The organism is Amycolatopsis halotolerans (assembly GCF_042647905.1).
Classification (GTDB): Bacteria; Actinomycetota; Actinomycetes; order Mycobacteriales; family Pseudonocardiaceae; genus Amycolatopsis; species Amycolatopsis halotolerans.
The window spans coordinates 154,823-171,912 of record NZ_JBHRWI010000043.1; the positions used below are offsets into that span (position 1 = coordinate 154,823).

The 17,090-nt window shown below is 69.9% G+C and carries 14 protein-coding genes and 1 tRNA gene; 10 read left to right on the plus strand and 5 right to left on the minus strand.

The features are described 5' to 3' along the window. Positions 1-91: 91 nt before the first annotated feature. From ACFORO_RS32755 to ACFORO_RS32765, 3 genes are read left to right on the plus strand one after another with little or no spacing between them, the layout of a single operon-like run. A complete protein-coding gene (locus tag ACFORO_RS32755) occupies positions 92-427 on the plus strand; it encodes an ArsR/SmtB family transcription factor (protein WP_354739559.1) in 336 nt (111 codons plus the stop codon). Next, the gene (locus tag ACFORO_RS32760) at positions 424-894 is read left to right on the plus strand and encodes an SRPBCC domain-containing protein (protein WP_377873481.1); all 471 of its coding nucleotides are present in this window, start codon (positions 424-426) and stop codon (positions 892-894) included. Before ACFORO_RS32755 ends, ACFORO_RS32760 begins: the two co-directional genes overlap by 4 nt. Then, entirely contained in the window at positions 894-1,523 is a 630-nt protein-coding gene (locus ACFORO_RS32765) for a dihydrofolate reductase family protein (protein WP_377873482.1), read from the plus strand. Before ACFORO_RS32760 ends, ACFORO_RS32765 begins: the two co-directional genes overlap by 1 nt. Here the strand turns inward: ACFORO_RS32765 and ACFORO_RS32770 are convergent. Then, entirely contained in the window at positions 1,518-2,747 is a 1,230-nt protein-coding gene (locus tag ACFORO_RS32770) for an alkaline phosphatase (RefSeq protein ID WP_377873483.1), read from the minus strand. The genes ACFORO_RS32765 and ACFORO_RS32770 overlap by 6 nt on opposite strands. Positions 2,748-2,881: 134 nt before the next feature. Between ACFORO_RS32770 and ACFORO_RS32775 the strand changes: the two genes are divergently transcribed. Then, entirely contained in the window at positions 2,882-3,604 is a 723-nt protein-coding gene (locus tag ACFORO_RS32775; protein WP_377873484.1) for a dienelactone hydrolase family protein, read from the plus strand. Here ACFORO_RS32775 and ACFORO_RS32780 read toward each other — a convergent pair. Beyond that, entirely contained in the window at positions 3,601-4,734 is a 1,134-nt protein-coding gene (locus tag ACFORO_RS32780; RefSeq protein ID WP_377873485.1) for an ROK family protein, read from the minus strand. The two genes, ACFORO_RS32775 and ACFORO_RS32780, sit on opposite strands and share 4 nt — an antisense overlap. A 79-nt stretch (positions 4,735-4,813) precedes the next feature. On the opposite strand from ACFORO_RS32780, the gene xylA reads away from it, so the two are divergent. Both xylA and aspS read left to right on the plus strand, forming a co-directional pair. After that, positions 4,814-5,962, plus strand: a complete 1,149-nt coding sequence (gene xylA / locus ACFORO_RS32785) for a xylose isomerase (RefSeq protein ID WP_377873486.1) — start codon at positions 4,814-4,816, stop codon at positions 5,960-5,962. 288 nt (positions 5,963-6,250) lie between these two features. Further along, positions 6,251-7,495, plus strand: coding sequence for an aspartate--tRNA(Asn) ligase (gene aspS / locus ACFORO_RS32790; RefSeq protein WP_377873487.1), 1,245 nt, complete (start codon positions 6,251-6,253; stop codon positions 7,493-7,495). Positions 7,496-7,554: 59 nt separating this feature from the next. Here aspS and ACFORO_RS32795 read toward each other — a convergent pair whose 3' ends face one another. Further along, positions 7,555-8,007 (minus strand): MarR family winged helix-turn-helix transcriptional regulator, encoded by a 453-nt coding sequence (locus tag ACFORO_RS32795; protein ID WP_344283554.1) that lies wholly within the window; start codon positions 8,005-8,007, stop codon positions 7,555-7,557. A gap of 150 nt (positions 8,008-8,157) precedes the next feature. Here ACFORO_RS32795 and ACFORO_RS32800 point away from each other — a divergent pair, with 150 nt between their 5' ends. The 3 genes from ACFORO_RS32800 (at position 8,158) to ACFORO_RS32810 (ending at position 10,595) form a co-directional block, all read left to right on the plus strand. Continuing rightward, positions 8,158-8,928 (plus strand): SDR family NAD(P)-dependent oxidoreductase, encoded by a 771-nt coding sequence (locus ACFORO_RS32800; RefSeq protein WP_377873488.1) that lies wholly within the window; start codon positions 8,158-8,160, stop codon positions 8,926-8,928. A 75-nt stretch (positions 8,929-9,003) separates the two neighbouring features. Further along, positions 9,004-10,317, plus strand: coding sequence for a serine/threonine-protein kinase (locus tag ACFORO_RS32805; protein WP_377873489.1), 1,314 nt, complete (start codon positions 9,004-9,006; stop codon positions 10,315-10,317). A 116-nt stretch (positions 10,318-10,433) separates the two neighbouring features. Continuing rightward, positions 10,434-10,595, plus strand: coding sequence for a hypothetical protein (locus ACFORO_RS32810; RefSeq protein ID WP_377873490.1), 162 nt, complete (start codon positions 10,434-10,436; stop codon positions 10,593-10,595). Between the two features lie 30 nt (positions 10,596-10,625). On the opposite strand, the gene ACFORO_RS32815 is transcribed toward ACFORO_RS32810, so the two are convergent. Beyond that, positions 10,626-12,137, minus strand: coding sequence for a SpoIIE family protein phosphatase (locus tag ACFORO_RS32815; RefSeq protein ID WP_377896697.1), 1,512 nt, complete (start codon positions 12,135-12,137; stop codon positions 10,626-10,628). A 155-nt stretch (positions 12,138-12,292) separates the two neighbouring features. On the opposite strand from ACFORO_RS32815, the gene ACFORO_RS32820 reads away from it, so the two are divergent. Next, positions 12,293-17,020 carry a HAMP domain-containing protein gene (locus ACFORO_RS32820; protein WP_377873492.1) on the plus strand — a complete coding sequence of 1,576 codons (4,728 nt, stop codon included), beginning with the start codon at positions 12,293-12,295 and terminating at the stop codon, positions 17,018-17,020. On the opposite strand, the gene ACFORO_RS32825 is transcribed toward ACFORO_RS32820, so the two are convergent. Further along, positions 16,989-17,062 (minus strand) — tRNA-Gly (locus ACFORO_RS32825). The genes ACFORO_RS32820 and ACFORO_RS32825 overlap by 32 nt on opposite strands. Between the last annotated feature and the right edge of the window lie 28 nt (positions 17,063-17,090).

A 17,090-nucleotide genomic window follows, 5' to 3' on the forward strand; every position in this document is an offset into this window, starting at 1 on the left:
ATGCTCGCCGAACCCGAGCGCAATCCACCGCATCACCCCTCCCAACACTTAGCCCTTGCGCTAACTATCCCCACCCGCAATACTTAGCCCCATGGCTCAGTATTCGACCACCCTCGACGGGGTCTTCTCCGCCCTCGCCGATCCGACTCGGCGGGCGGTCGTGCGGCGGCTCGGGCGGGGTCCGGCAAGCGTGGGCGACCTCGCGGGCGAGGCGCCGATGACGTTGCCCTCCTTCATGAAGCACGTGCGGATGCTCGAGTCGCACGGGTTGATCCGCACCGTGAAGTCCGGGCGGGTGCGGACGTGCGAGCTCAATCGTGAGCGGTTCGCGCTCGTCGAGGACTGGCTCGCCGAGCAGCGGCGCGTCTGGGCCGGGCGCACCGACCGGCTCGAGCAGTTCGTCACCAGCCAGGAGGACCAGCCGTGAATCCCGACCTCGATCTCTCCCTCGACCGCGTCATCCGCGCGCCCCGCAAGCGCGTCTGGGACGCCTGGACCGACCCGGCCAGCCTCGCGCAGTGGTGGATTCCCGCGCCGCTGCGGTGTCGCGTCGACGAACTGGACGTGCGCGCTGGGGGTGCGTTCGTCACGCGGATGAGCGAGGACGGCGACATCTTCGTCCCGCATCTCGACGCGTGTTTCCTCGTCGTCGAGGACTACGAGCGGATCGTTTTCACGAACGCGCTCGACAGCGGCTGGCGGCCAGCGAAACCGCAGCCGGTCTCGATGACGGCGGAGGTCGTCCTTCGCGATCATCCCGACGGTACGGATTATCGCGTTATTGTTCGGCACGGTGATCCAGCGTCGAGGGAACGGCACGCTGATCTCGGCTTCGCGGACGGATGGGGCACGGTCACCGCTCAGCTCTCCCAGGTCGCGGAAAGCGGTTCCTGATGCGGGTAACGATCACGGCGTTCGTCACCCTCGACGGCGTCAGCCAGGGGCCTGGATCGTCCACAGAGGACACCAGCGACGGGTTCGGCCGCGGCGGCTGGTTCGTCCCGCATCTCGACCAGCGCTTCGTCCAGCTCGCCTCTGAGTGGCTGGATCGCGCCGACGGACTGTTGTTCGGCCGTCGCACCTACACCTCGTTCGCGCGAGACTGGCCTGCCGTCGACGATCCGGGAGATCCGTTCGCCGAGCGGATGAATTCGCTGCCGAAGTACGTCGTGTCGAACACGATCGAAACCGGCGACTGGGCACCGACCACCGTGCTGCGTGGCGATCCGGTGGCCGCCGTAGAAAAACTCAAGGCACAACCGGGCCGGGAGCTGCAGATTCACGGCAGCGCCCGGCTCGGCAACACTTTGCTGTCCGAGGGAGTCGTGGACAAAGTCCGGTTGGTCGTGACGCCGACGGTGCTTGGTGCGGGACGTCTGCAGTTTCCGCACCCGGGGTCGGCGACCGGGTTACGGCTCACCCATCACGAAGCCACGCCCAGCGGGTTGGTGCTGCTGGAGTACGACGTCACCGGAGAAGCCGCGGTCGGCGACTACGAAGGGGTCACGAATTTGGCCTCATGAAAGGTGTGCGGCGGAAACCATCGCGCGGTAGACGTCGGTGTTGTCCAGCGTTCCGTCGAGCCGGTCCGAGCCGGGGCCGGTCGCGGTGACGGGGGTCGGCACACCGCTGTGGTCGCCGGTGGTCCAGTCGACGGTCAGCGAAAGTTTGGTGCCGGGAACGGGGAACGGACCGTCTTCGTTGCCTTCAGGGGCACCGTCAGTGTCCTCAATGGCCAGTCCGCCGGTCTCGTGGTCACCGCCGATGATCACCAGGGTGTCCGGGTGCGAGCGGGTGAAGCGAAGCACCTCGGAGACGGCCGCGTCGAGTGCTCGGCCCGCGTCGAGGACGCCGTGTGCGTTGTTCTCGTGGGACATTCCGTCGATGCCTTCTTCTTCCAGGAACAGGAAGAAGCCGCGCGGGTTGGCGGAAAGCGTGTCCAGCGCCTTCCGCGCCATCACCGGCAGCGCGACCTTCGGCTGGTACGCGCCCTTGCCGTCCGGGCCGTAGTCGACCATGTCCTCGTTCGCGAAAAGTCCGAGCAGCCGCGGCGCGCGGGTCGCGGCGAGTTCGCTGGCATTCCGGACGTAGGTGTAGCCGGAGCGCTTCGCCTGTTCGATGAGATTGCCGTGCGTGCTGCGGCTTTCCTCGCCCGGCTTGTCCGGCCACGCGCCGGGGTCGCCCTTCGGCAGCCACCAGTCCTCGCCGCCGCCGAGGAGGACTTCCGGGCGGCTTTCGGTGAGGTACTGCTTGGCGATGTCGCTCTGCAGGTCGCGGGAAGGCACGTGCGACGCGAACGCGGCCGGCGACGCACCGGTGACCTGCGCGGTCGTGACCAGGCCGGTCGACTTGCCGGCGCGTTTCGCCTGTTCGAGGACGGTCAGCAGCCGACGGCCCTGCGCGTCCTGGCCGACCGCGCCGTTGCGGGTCTTGTGCCCGGTGGCCAGCGCGGTCGCGGCGGCGGCCGAGTCGGTGACGAGTTCTTCCGGGTCGGCGGGGTCGGTGTGCACCAGGCCGGTGACCGGGAGCCGGTTCATCGCCAGGTCGCCCGCCCGGCCGGTCGTCGCGAGCCGGACGAACTCCCGCTGCGCCGCGCCCATGCCGTCGCCCTGGATGTAGACGATGTTGCGCGCCTTCGGATGCCAGCCGCTGGAGTCCGCGGCGGGACCGTCCCCGGCCATCGCGACCGCGGGCACCGCTCCGGCCACCGCGAGCACGGCCGCGGTGAGCACCATCGTCTTGCGCATCCGGATCCTCCTTTAGTTAGGAAGCTTTCCTAACATGTTTCCGAGAGCACCGCGAGGGGGTCACCTGAATGGACGTGTCCGCCGACGGTGAACAGCACCCCGCCGGGACCCGGCGCTCATTACGGTGGGTTCTCATGGAGACCGTCACGACGCGCACCGTCGAGTACCAGGCCGACGGCCTCACCATGGTCGGCCGCCTCGCGCTCCCCGCGGGCGCCGGCCGTCGGCCCGCGGTCCTGATCGGCCCCGAAGGCACTGGCCTCAACGACTTTCAGCGCGCCCGGGCCGACGCGCTGGCCGAACTGGGCTACGTGGCGCTGGCCTTCGACATCCACGGCGGCCGCTGGTTCACCGATCCCGACGAGATGCTGGCCCGCTGCCTGCCGCTGCTCGACGACCCCGACCGGATGCGGGACATCGGCCACGCGGCGCTCGATGTGCTGCTCGCCGAACCTCGCACCGACCCCGGCCGGATCGCCGGGATCGGCTACGGCACCGGCGGCGCGATCGTGCTGGAACTCGGCCGCGCGGGCGTCGACCTGCGCGCGATCGGCACGGTCAACGGGCTGGTCACCGGACGGCCGGGCGAGGCCGCGAACATTCGCTGCCCGGTGTGGGCGGGCGTCGGCTCGGAGGACCCGATCATGGCGCCCGCGCAACGGGACGCGTTCGCCGCCGAGATGCAGGCGGCGGGCGTCGATTGGCAGCTGACGGTCTACGGCGGCGCCCTGCACGCCTTCCACCACCCGCCGGTCGGGCCGAAGCAGCGGCTCGTCCCCGGCGTCGGCTATCACGCACGGCACGCCGAGCGGGCCTGGCGCGACGTCGTGACTCTGCTCGCCGAAAACCTGGGCTAACGGACGAGGAACGGCCCCGGATCGGCCAAGACCTGATGGATCGTCCGGCCTGCCGCACCCAGCGTCGCGGCGGAATCGCCGAGGACGGACGGGTTCAGCACCGGCACCGATCCGCGCAGGCCGGTCAAACGTGCCCGCAGTACCGCCTCCGCGGCGGGGGCCAGCCACGGAAACAGCGGCCCGAACACTCCGCCGAGCACCACGCGGTCCACATCGACCAGATTGACCGCCGACGCCAATGCCAGCCCCAAAGCCTCCCCCGCCGCTTTGACCGCTGACAGCGTCGCATCGTCGCCCGTGCTCAGCGCGGTGGAGAGAGCGTCCACTGTGGATACTCCGGCCGCGGTGAGCATCGCTTCCTGTCCGGCGTAGGTCTCCAGGCAGCCGACCGCGCCACAGCGGCACGGCGGGCCGGCCGGGGAAACCAGTACGTGCCCCAGCTCGCCGCCGGTGCCGCGGAACAACCGCGAGTCCACCACCAGCCCCGCGCCGATGCCGATTTCGCCGGATACATAAAGGAAATCCGCCGACCCGGCACCGAACCACAGCTCGCCCAGCGCACCGAGATTGGCCTCGTTGTCCACCGAAACCGGGACCGGCAGGTCCAGCTCAACCGGAACGTTCCGCCACCCGAGGTTCGGCGCGCTCAGCACCACGCCGTCCCGCACCGGGCCGGACACCGCAAACACCGCCCCGGCGACGGTCAGTCCCAACTCGCGCGCCTCCGCCAGCTCCGAGGAAGCCAGTTCGCGCACCGCCGCCAGCACAGTTTCCGCTGGCACAGCACGGTTGTCGCGCTCGATCCGGACTGACCGCCGGACCGTGCCAGTCAAGTCCAGGACGCACGCGGCGAGATAGTCCACATTGGCCTCAAGCCCCAGCGACGCGATCCGCCCGCCGCTCAGCGACACCTCGACGCCGGGTCGGCCGCGTTCTCCCGCCCGCACCGCGGCGGTCTCAGCCAGAAGGCCCGCGTCCAGCAGCGAGCCGACCAAAGTGGACACTGTCGACTTCGTCAGCCCGGTCAGCTCCGCCAGCGCGGCGCGAGTCAGCGGGCCGCCGCGGCTGATCTCGCCGAGCACCAGCTCGAGGTTCCGCGCACGCATCGCGTCATGCCGAACCGGCTCCATCCGAACCTCCGCTCTTGACGGCCGGGGCGGCCGCGGCGCAGTATTTAGTCTACATCGTGAACTAAATGAAGGGACGGGCATGGCCGACTACGCCCCCGCGCCGGAGGACAAGTTTTCGTTCGGGTTGTGGACCGTCGGCTGGCCCGCCGCCGACCCGTTCGGCGTCGCCACCCGGCCGCCGCTCGACCCGGTCGAGAGCGTGCACCGGCTGGCCGATCTTGGCGCGTACGGCGTCACTTTCCACGACGACGACCTGCTCGCCACCGAGCCGGACCGCGACGCCGCGATCGGCAGGTTCAAGAAAGCGCTGGCGGACACCGGCCTGCGCGTGCCGATGGCGACGACGAACCTGTTCAGCCACCCGGTCTTCAAGGACGGCGGCCTGACCAGCAACGACCGCGACATCCGGCGGTACGCGCTCACCAAGGTCCGGCGCAATCTCGACCTCGCCGCGGAACTCGGCGCGCGGACGTACGTCCTGTGGGGCGGCCGCGAGGGCGCGGAATCCGATGCGGCGAAAGACGTCCGCGCCGCGCTCGCCCGGTACAAGGAAGGCCTCGACGTCCTCGCCGACTACGCCGTCTCGCAGGGCTACGACCTTCGCTTCGCGCTGGAGCCGAAGCCGAACGAGCCGCGCGGCGACATCCTCCTGCCGACCATCGGCCACGCGCTCGGCTTCATCTCGCAACTGGACCGGCCCGAGCTGTTCGGGCTGAATCCGGAGGTCGGCCACGAGCAGATGGCCGGGCTGAACTTCGTGCACGGCATCGCGCAGGCGCTGTGGCAGGGCAAGCTGTTCCACATCGACCTCAACGGCCAGCACGGCCCGAAGTACGACCAGGACCTGATCGTCGGCCACGGCGACCTCACCAGCGCGTTCTTCCTCGTCGACCTCCTGGAACACGGCGGGTACGACGGCCCGCGGCACTTCGACTACAAACCGCTGCGCACCGAGGATCCCGACGACGTCTGGGTTTCCGCGGCGGCGAACATGCGCACGTATCTGATCCTGCGCGAGAAAGCCCGCGCGTTCCGAGCCGATCCGGAAGTCGCCGAAGCTCTTGCGGCGTCGCGGGTGCCGGAGCTGGCCACGCCGACGCTCTCGCCCGGCGAGACCCTCGACGACCTGGCTGCCGACGAATTCGACGTCGAGGCGGCCGGTCGACGCGGCTACCACTTCACCCGGCTCAACCAGCTCGCACTGGAGCACCTGCTCGGGGTGCGATAAATCAGGCGACGCGGGTGGCGGCGGTGTTTTACCGTTGCGGGCAACACGTTGACGGAGACGAGTAGCGCAGGGCACGGCGAGGGACAGAGAGCTGCCGCCGGTGAGAAGGCAGCGTCGCGGCCCAGCGCGAAGACACTCCTGAGTGCGGGGAGGAAATGCCCCGCCGGCCCGGCCGCCGTCATCCGGTCAGAACGAGGCCGCCGTCTGGCGGCGAAGGTGCGGTGGCACCGCGAGTGTCCCTTCTCGCCCGCACCCCCAAGGGGTCGCCGAGTGCGCTCAGGAGAAGGAATGAGTACCCGCACCCCGGTGGCCTGCCTGCGTGACCGCGTGGGCTCCACCGCAACGATCGCCGGTTGGGTGCACCGCCGGCGAGTGCTGAAATCCGTGGCATTTCTCGTCATCCGCGACCGGTCCGGTACCGCGCAGGCGGTTTTCGCCGAGCCGCCGGAGGTCGCCGAGGAGACCGTCGTGCGGCTTACTGGCAAGGTGGTCGCTAATCCTCAAGCACCGCAAGGGGTTGAGCTGCGCGAGCCCACGGTGGAGGTCTTGTTCGCACCGGAGAAGCAGCCGCCGTTTGCCCTTTATCGGCCAGAGGTGACCGCCGGTTTGCCTGTAGTGCTGGATAACGCAGCGGTCGCGTTGCGGCATCCGTTGCTGCGCAGGCGGTTTGAGTTCGCCGCAGCCAGTGTCGCGGCGTTTCGACGGGCATTGGACGGTCAAGGGTTCACCGAGATCCATACGCCGAAGATCGTTGCTACCGCGACGGAATCCGGCGCGAATGTGTTCCAGCTGGACTACTTCGGACGCCCGGCTTATCTCGCGCAGTCGCCACAGTTCTTCAAACAGGCCATGGTCGGCGTGTTCGAGCGCGTGTATGAGGTGGGGCCGGTCTTCCGGGCCGAACCCCACGACACCGCAAGGCATCTGGCCCAGTACACGAGTCTCGACGCGGAACTCGGCTTCATCTCCGACCATCGCGACGTGATGGGAGTGCTGCGCGACGTCGTAGCGGAGATGGCCGCCGCGGCCGGCCCGGACGCGCCGACGGTACCGGAAGAGATTCCGTCCATCGATTTCGTTGCGGCACAAGAACTTCTCGCCCGACACACCGGCGAGGACCCGCGCGGAGAACCGGACCTCGCGCCCGCGCACGAACGGTGGCTGTGCGAATGGGCCGAGCGAGAACACGGGTCGGAATTCTTGTTCGTAACCGGCTACCCGATGGCGAAACGGCCGTTCTACACCCACCCGGACCCAGCGAACCCGGTTAAGTCGAACAGTTTCGACCTGCTGTTCCGCGGCCTCGAACTGGTCACCGGCGGCCAGCGGCTCCACCGGTACGCGGACTACCTGGCCGTACTCGGCGACTCGGCCGAGCAGTACTCCGACTACCTCGACGCCTTCGCGTACGGAATGCCGCCGCACGGCGGGTTCGCGATCGGCCTGGAACGGTGGGTCGCGCGAGTGCTGGGCGTGCCCAACGTACGCGGGGCGACGCTCTTCCCCCGCGACCTGCACCGCCTGCGGCCCTGATCATCCGTGAAGGGCTCCTTGAGGGAATCTGATTCCCTCAAGGAGCCCTTCACGGACGGTCACTTGGCAGCGAAAGTGAGCGAGCCCAGCGCGGTGACCAGCGGGGCCAGCTCAGGCAGTTCCTCCGCCTCGCCGAGCGCGGCGGAAAGGGCCGCGTCGTGCGTCGGGCGGGCGGCGGCCAGCAGCTTCTGGCCGGACGGCGTGACCTCGGTGTAGATCCCGCGCCGGTCGTCCTGGCACAGGTACCGCGACAGCAGGCCGCGCTCCTCCAGCCGCGTGACGAGACGGGTCGTCGCGGACTGGCTCAGCACCACCGCGTTGGCGAGCTGGCTCATCCGCAGGTGGAAACCGTCCTGGCGGCCGAGCACGTCGAGCACTGTGTACTCGCTCACCGACAGCTCGTGCTCGCTCTCCAGCGCCCGGTTCAGCCGGTCTTCGATCCGCGCGTGCAGCGCCGCCAGCGTCCGCCAGCCTTGCGCGCGCGCCTCGACGGCGTCGTCCGACACCGACATGGTGCACCTCCTCCAGACGGCCCCGGTTGCGGGCGGCCGCGGCCCCGAGCATCATCGGCGCGTGCCCATCTCAATGTAACTGCAAGTATTGCGCGCGCCGGTAGTACCCAGGTGCCACTGTACTCGCGCACCGTCAGGAGGGTCTCCCCGATGAACCTCGACCTCACCGGCCGCACCGCGCTCGTCACCGGGTCGACCTCCGGGATCGGCGCGGCGACCGCCGCCGCGCTGGCCGCCGCCGGGGCCGAGGTCGTGGTCAACGGACGGGACCCGGGCCGGGTCGCGGAGACCGCCGCGCGGATCGGCGGGCGCGGGATCGCGGCGGACGTCGGCACCGCCGAGGGCGTCGCGGAGCTGGTGGACCAGCTGCCGGACGTCGACGTCCTGGTCAACAACGCCGGGATCTTCGCCGCGCAGCCGGTGTTCGAGATCCCGGACTCCGAATGGCAGCGGTTCTACGAGGTCAACGTCCTGTCCGGAGTACGGCTGAGCAGGCATTACGCGCCGCGGATGGCCAAGCGCGGCTGGGGCCGGGTGATCTTCGTGAGCAGCGATTCGTCCGTGCAGATCCCGACCGAAATGGTCCACTACGGACTCACGAAGACCGCGCAGCTGTCCCTGTCGCGCGGCATGGCGCAGGAACTGGCGGGAACCGGCGTGACGGTGAATGCCGTCCTTCCGGGGCCGACACTCACCCCCGGCGTGCGCGAGTTCGTCGCGAGCCTGCACCCGGACGTCGAGTTCGCCGAGGCCGAGCGCCGGTTCATGGCCGGGGACCGGCCGACGTCGCTGCTCGGCAGGCTGATCCGGCCGGAGGAAATCGCGAACCTGATCACCTACGTCGCGTCCGAGCTGTCCTCGGCGACCACCGGCGGCGCGCTGCGCGTGGACGGCGGCGTGACCTCGTCGATCATCCCCTGAACCGCGCCACCGCTTTTGCCCTCGCCTTCCGGCGAGTAAGTTGTCCCCGCTACCCGGGGGAAAGGTGATCGGCGAATGACCGGCGCTGGCGATTCGGACGCGGGCACGACCGCGAGACGGTTCGCGCTGGGCCGATACGGGCCCGCGCCGCTGGTCCTGGCCGGCCGGTACGAGCTCGGCGAGCGGATCGGCGAGGGCGCGACGGCCTGCGTCCACCAGGCAGAAGACCGCGAAACCGGCACCGCGGTCGCGGTGAAGCTGTTCCACGCCGGAGCGGTCGAGCTGGGCCGCAACCGCCGCGACCAGGAAATCGCCGCCTTGCGCGCGGTGCGACACCCGGGGCTGGTCGGATTCGTCGACGCCGGGGTCGACGAGGGGCACGCGTACCTCGTCATGGACTGCGTGCACGGGCCCAACCTGTCCGAATGGCTGCGCTCCGGACCGCTGCCCGCCGACCAGGTCGTGAAGCTGGGCGCGCAGCTGGCCGAGGCGCTCGCCCACGTGCACGCGCACGCGGTGACCCACCGGGATCTCAAGCCCGCCAACATCCTCATGTCCGACGACGGGCCGCGGATCGCCGACTTCGGCGTCGCGCGCATCGTGGACGCGACCCGCGTGACCAACACCGGCGCGGTCGTCGGGACGGCGGCCTATCTCTCGCCGGAGCAGGTGCTGGGCGAGCACCCCGGCCCGGCTTCGGACGTCTACGCGCTGGGGCTCGTTCTCCTCGAATGCCTCACCGGCGTCCGCGAATACCCGGGCACGGCGGCGGAAACCGCGGTGGTGCGGCTGCATCGGTCGCCGGGGGTGCCGTCGGGAACACCGGAACCGCTCGCGAGGACTCTGCGCGCGATGACCATGCGCGATCCGGAAGAAAGACCCTCCGCGACCGCCGTGGCGCGCGCGTTGCGCGGCACGGAAACGTTGCGGCTCCCGATCAAAACGCGGCTGGCGGTCTTCTGCCGCCGCCACCGGGTGTCCCGGCGGCGCGCGGTGCTCGCGGCGGGCCTGCCGGTGGTGCTGGTCGCGGCGGGCACGTTGCTGCTGGCGACCCCGCTCCGTCCGGGCACCGGGTCCGCGCCCGGCCCCGAGCCGGCTCCGGTTCCGGTTTCTCCGCCCTCTTCCGCTCCGTCCGATTCACCGGACTCGGCTCCCCGGCACTCGTCGTCCGCGCCGACGACCCCGTCCGCGCCGACAGCCCATTCGACGAAAGCGGACGCACCCGCGCAGACCACGACTATTCCGCCCAGCACGACGACCCGCACCGTGCCGATGCCTCCGGGGCAGGCGAACCCGCCGGACCGGAACCCGCCGAAAACCCCGCCGGGACAGACGAAAAAACCCAAGGCTCCCGGCCAGGGGCCGCCGGGCGGGATGCCTCCACATTAGACAGACGCGGGGTGTTTCCCCCGCCGCCGGACCACCCGGTCGGCTGACCCGGCGCAATTCGGTGGCGAAGTCGTCCCCGGCGCGCGATCCTGGTGGCGAGCGGGGAGGTGGAGGCGATGACCGCGCACGCACGCCGGTTCGGACGGCAGTGCCGAGAACACTTCGAGCACCCGGAAACCGCCCGCGCCGCCGAGCCGAAGCAGGACGTCGAGACCGTTTCGGAGCCGGATCGGGCGGCGAAGGCCGAACCGGAGCCGGAAGTCCAGCATGGGAAGTGAGTTCCCCTTGCCGGGCAAGAAAAATCTGGCTCACTCCGCGCGCGGAGCGGCCTCGATCGCCAGCACCGCGATGTCGTCGTGGCCGGAATTCCCGAGCCATTCCCGCACCGCCTCGCGCAACCGGCGCACGACTTCCCGCGCCGGTTGCCCGACGCAATCCTCCAGCACCGTGTAGAGCCGTTCGTCGCCGAACAGTTCGGTGGATTCCGTGCGGTTGCGGGCTTCGGTGACGCCGTCGGTGTAGAGCAGGCAGACGTCGCCCTCGGCCAGGTGCGTCGTCGCCTCGGCGAAGCGGGCCTGCGGCGACACGCCGACCAAAGTGCCGGGCACGCTGATCTCCTCGACCCCTCCCCCGCGCCGCAGCACGAGCGGGGCGGGATGGCCGCCGGAGGCGAGCGTGACGTCGAGCCCGGATTCCGCCGCCGCGACCGAACCGAGCACGAGCGTCGCGAACCGGTTGCTGCCGCCGGAGATCAGGAGTTCGTTGAGCAGCCGCAGCATCGTGCGGCCGTCGCGTTCGACGAGGTGCAGCGCGGCCAGCGAATGCCGCACCCGGCCGGTCAGCGCGGCCGCCTCGGCTCCCTTGCCGCAGATGTCGCCGACCACCACGAACGCGCTGCCGTCGTCGCGGGAGAGAACGTCGTAGAAATCGCCGCCGACCCCCAGCACTCCGCCGGCGGGTTCGTACCACAGCTCGAAATTCGCGCCGTCGACCTGCGCGGGCGGCGTCGGCAGCAACGTCGATTCAAGCCCGCGGGTGGCCTCCTCTTGGCTGGCGTAGCGCTGCGCGTTGGCCAGCGCCGTGCCGGCCGCGTCCGCGAACGCCTCGACCGCCTGGCCCTGCGACACTCCGAACGCGGGCTCGCCGCGCCTGCCGAGCAGCACCGCTCCGGCCATGCCGGAGCCGAACGAGACCACGGAGACCTCGAGGTGGCCTTCGAACGGCTCGGCGACCGCCGCGGGCAACGCCGCGACCTCGGTCGCGGGCACCGCGCGAATCTCGGGCCGGGCGACGTCGGTGACCGCGTCGGACACCACCGGCGCGAGCTGCGGCGGCACCCGCCGGATCCGGCCGTGGCCCGCCGCGCCGTGCTCGGTGCAGCTCCACCACTCCCAGCGGCCACGCGTCGTCGGCAGCAGCACGAAGGCGCAATCGCCCAAAGCGGACGCCGCCAGCTCCGCGATCACCCGGGCCGTGCCGTGCCGTCCGCGCGCGAGCGCCAGTTTCGGACCGGCCTCGGCGAGGAACTCTTCAGGACGGCGGCGGCCGTCGTCGACCACGGTCCAGGCACGCCAGCCGCCGGGCAGCACCCGGATCTTGGCCGGCCGGTGGCCGACCGTGCCGGTGGTCTCGGTCACGCCGACGAGCTCCGCCGGGCCGAGCCGCTCGGCGGCCGCGTTCGCCCAGCGCAGCGCGCCTTCGGGGTCCTGCAGGAACACCGGCTCCCGCACGTCGTCGAGCACCGAGCGCCAGAATCCGGCGTGCCCGGGCAGCTCGGTGCCGGGTGGCAGGGCCGACGCCGGAGCGGGCCGTGACACCATGCACGAACCTCCTGCCTCCGGGTCGACCTGACGGTCCTGGTCCTTCCAGGTTGGCACAGTGTGCGCGGGCGGACTGGGTCGAAGTGTAGGGCGAACCATGGCACGCTGGGTCGACGACCATGGCTGGCACACGCGTGGTGGGAAGGTCGGCAAAGATGACAGAGTCCCCACAGGCTTCCGGGAGCCCCCGGAACTCCGGGGCCCAGGAACCGGAACTCGTCCCGGCGAGCGAGGTCGCGGCGCTGGAGCGGCTGCTCGGCGCTGTCCACGACCTTGGGGACGGCAACTTCCGGCGGCGGTTCGTGGCGCACGGCGACGGGATCACCGCCCGGCTGGCGTCGGCGTTCAACGACATCGCCGAACGCAACCAGCGGCTGGTGACGGAACTCATGCGCGTGCGCGGCGCGGTGGGCCAGGAGGGCAAGCTCACCGAGCGCGTGCGCACCGAGATCGGCCCCGGCGGCTGGGCCACCGCGGTCGACACGGTCAACGGGCTGATCGAGGACGTCAGCCGTCCGGTCGTGGAGCTGGACCGGGTGCTCGGCGCGGTCGCCGAGGGCGATCTGTCGCAGCCGATGGCGCTGCAGCTGGACGGGCGTCCGCTGCGCGGGCAGTACGCCGAGCTGGCGAAGACCGTGAACGGGCTCAACGCGCAGCTGTCGCGGTTCGCCGCCGAGGTGATCCGGCTGTCCCGCGAGATCGCCGGCGAGGGCCGTCTCGGCGGCCAGGCCGAGGTCCCCGGCGTGGCCGGCACGTGGCGCGACCTCACCGACTCGGTCAACTTCCTCGCCGACAACCTCACCGAGCAGGTCCGGAACATCGCGTCGGTCACCACCGCCGTGGCCCGCGGCGACCTGACGCAGAAGATCAACGTCGACGCTCGCGGCGAGATCCTCGAGCTCAAGAACACGATCAACACGATGGTCGACCAGCTCTCGTCCTTCGCCGACGAGGTCACCCGGGTGTCGCGAGAGGTCGGTTCCGAAGGACGTCTCGGCGGCCAGGCGCGCGTGCCGGGCGTCGCGGGCACCTGGCGCGACCTCACCGACTCGGTGAACCTGATGGCGGACAACCTGACCGACCAGGTCCGCAACATCTCGCAGGTCGCCACGGCGGTCGCGGCGGGCGATCTGACGAAGAAGATCGACGTTGACGCCCGCGGCGAGATCCTGCAGCTCAAGACGACGCTGAACACGATGGTCGACCAGCTCTCGTCCTTCGCCGACGAAGTCACCCGAGTCGCCCGCGAGGTCGGCAGCGACGGCCGCCTCGGCGGTCAGGCGGAGGTCCCCGGCGCGGCCGGCACGTGGCGCGGCCTGACCGACTCGGTCAACCAGATGGCGGACAACCTGACCGACCAGGTCCGGAACATCTCGCACGTGACCACCGCGGTCGCGAAGGGCGACCTGACGCAGAAGATCACCGTGGACGCGCGCGGCGAAATCCTCGAGTTGAAGACCACGATGAACACGATGGTCGACCAGCTCTCGTCCTTCGCCGACGAAGTCACCCGAGTCGCCCGCGAAGTGGGTACGGAAGGGCAGCTGGGCGGCCAGGCCACCGTGCCCGGGGTCGCCGGCATCTGGCGCGACCTGACCGGCTCGGTGAACTTCATGGCCAACAACCTCACCGCGCAGGTCCGCAACATCGCGCAGGTCGCGACGGCGGTGGCGCGAGGCGACCTGACGAAGAAGATCGCGGTCGACGCGCGCGGCGAGATCCTCGAGCTGAAGACCACGCTGAACACGATGGTCGACCAGCTGTCGTCGTTCGCCGACGAGGTCACCCGAGTGTCGCGAGAGGTTGGTACGGAAGGAAAACTCGGCGGTCAGGCGACTGTGCCGGGCGTGGCGGGGACCTGGAAGGACCTCACCGACAACGTCAACTTCATGGCCAACAACCTCACCGACCAGGTGCGGAACATCTCCCAGGTCACCTCCGCCGTGGCGCGCGGCGACCTGACTCAGAAGATCACCGTCGACGCGCGCGGCGAGATCCTCGAGCTGAAGAACATCCTGAACACGATGGTCGACCAGCTGTCCGCCTTCGCGGACGAGGTCACCCGGGTCGCCCGCGAGGTCGGCACCGAAGGCCGCCTGGGCGGCCAGGCGCGTGTCCCCGGCGTTGCGGGGATCTGGAAAGACCTGACCGACAACGTGAACGTCATGGCCGACAACCTGACCGTGCAGGTCCGGAGCATCGCCACGATGGCGAGCGCGGTGGCGAACGGCGACCTGTCGAAGAAGATCTCCATCGACGCGGCGGGCGAGGTCGCGGCGCTGGCCGGGACGCTGAACGACATGGTCGAGACGCTGCGCGCGTTCGCCGACGAGGTCACCCGGGTCGCCCGCGAGGTCGGCACGGAAGGCATCCTCGGCGGTCAGGCGCGGGTGCCCGGCGTGGCCGGGACCTGGAAGGACCTGACCGAGAACGTCAACTTCATGGCGCACAACCTGACCAGCCAGGTCCGGAACATCTCGCAGGTCACGACGGCGGTCGCGCGCGGCGACCTGTCCCGCAAGATCGACGTCGACGCCCGGGGCGAGATCCTCGAGCTGAAGACCACGATGAACACGATGGTCGACCAGCTGTCCGCGTTCGCCGCGGAGGTCACCCGGGTCGCCCGCGAGGTCGGCACCGAGGGCAAGCTGGGCGGTCAGGCCGAGGTCGAGGGCGTGTCCGGCACCTGGAAGCGGCTGACCGAGAGCGTGAACCAGCTGGCGGGCAACCTGACCACGCAGGTCCGCGCGATCGGCCAGGTCGCCACGGCGGTGACCGCGGGCGATCTGACCCGGCACATCACCGTGGACGCGTCCGGCGAGCTGGCGGACCTCAAGGACAACATCAACCAGATGATCGCGAACCTCAAGGAGACCACCTCCGCGAACCGCGAACAGGACTGGCTGAAGACGAACCTGGCGCGGCTGTCCGGCCGGATGCAGGGCCACCGCGACCTCGCGTCGGTGGCGACGCTGATCCTGTCCGAACTGGCCCCGCTGGTGAGCGCGCAGCAGGGCGCGTTCTTCATCGCGCACGACGACGAGGACGCCGGCGACCCCGACAAGCTGCTCGACTGCATCGCCGCCTACGGCCTCGCCCAGGCGCGCACCGGGCTGCGGTTCCGGCTCGGCGAATCGCTGATCGGCCAGGCCGCGGTGGACCGGCGGACGATACTGGTCAACGGCGCTCCCCCGGAGTACGCGCTGGTGTCGTCCGGGCTCGGTTCGGCTCCGCCGGTGAACGTGATCGTGCTGCCGGTGCTGTTCCAGGGCGAGGTGCTGGGCGTGCTGGAACTGGCATCGGTCAACGAGTTCTCCGCGGTGCACCTGGACCTGCTGGAGCAGCTGCGGCACACGATCGGCGTCAACGTGAACACGATCCTGTCGAACTCGCGCACCGAGGCGCTGCTGACCGAATCGCAGCGGCTGGCCCAGGAACTGCGCGCGCGGTCCGAGCAGCTGCAGGCCCAGCAGGGCGAACTGCGCCGGTCGAACACCGAACTGGCCGAGAAGGCGGCGCTGCTGGCCCAGCAGAACCGCGACATCGAGGTCAAGAACATCGAGATCGAACAGGCGCGGCAGGAACTCGAGGAGCGGGCCGGGCAGCTGACGGTCGCGTCGCAGTACAAGAACGAGTTCATGGCGAACATGTCGCACGAGCTGCGAACTCCGCTCAACAGTGCGCTGATCCTGGCGAAACTGCTGTCGGAGAATCCCGAGGGCAACCTCACGGAGAAGCAGATCCAGTTCGCGAAGACGATCTGGGCGGCGGGAAGCGATCTGCAGCAGCTGATCAACGACATCCTGGACCTGGCGAAGGTCGAGGCCGGGAAGCTGGACCTGCAGATGTCCGACGTGACGCTGCCGGAGCTGGTGAACTACGTCGAATCCCTGTGCCGCCCGCTGACCGCGGACAAGGGCCTGGAGTTCGCGGTCCTGATCGACCCGCCGGTGCCCGGCAGCGTGCACACCGACGAACACCGCCTCCAGCAAGTGCTCCGGAACCTGCTGTCGAACGCCGCGAAGTTCACCGACGAGGGCGGCGTGCGCCTGCACATCCGGATGGCCGACCCCGACGAGGTCGAGCAGGAGTCACTGCGCTCCGCGGCCGGGATCATCGCGTTCGGCGTCGAGGACACCGGAATCGGCATTCCGGAGGAGAAGCTGGAAGTCATCTTCGACGCATTCCGCCAAGCCGATGGAACGACGAGCCGCAAGTACGGCGGCACGGGCCTGGGCCTGTCGATCAGCCAGCAGCTGACGGAGCTGCTGAGCGGCGAACTGCGCGTCAGCAGCGTCCCCGGCCGGGGCAGCACCTTCACGCTGTACCTGCCGGTGGGCGCCGCGAACCTGATCGCCCCCACGACGCCCGTCCGCCCCACCCCGAAGCTGCCGGTCCTGCCCAGCACCATCACAGTGGCCGAACCGAACAGCGCCCCGAAGCGCTTCAACAGCGAAAAGGTCCTCATCGTCGACGACGACCTGCGCAACGTCTTCGCGCTAGCCGCGGTCCTGGAACAGGCAGGCCTGGAAGTCATCTACGCCGACACCGGTGTGGCCGGAATCCGGGCCCTGGAACGCCACGAGGACACCGCACTGGTGCTGATGGACGTGATGATGCCGGAACTGGACGGCAACGCGACCATCGCGGCGATCCGCGCCGAAGCGGCTCACGAAGACCTGCCCGTGATCGCCGTCACAGCGAAAGCGACGGAGGAAGACCGCGAACGAACCCTGGCTTCGGGAGCGGACGACTACATCACGAAGCCGGTGGACACTGACTTGCTGCTGGACGTGATCGCCGCCCGCCTGGAGGCGGACGCGGCGTCGTCTTCTTCAGAGGTGGAACCGTTGGAGCGGGTGACGGGAATCGAACCCGCGTAGCTAGTTTGGAAGACTAGGGCTCTACCATTGAGCTACACCCGCAGCGCCCTCGGTGACCCGGGAGCGAAGC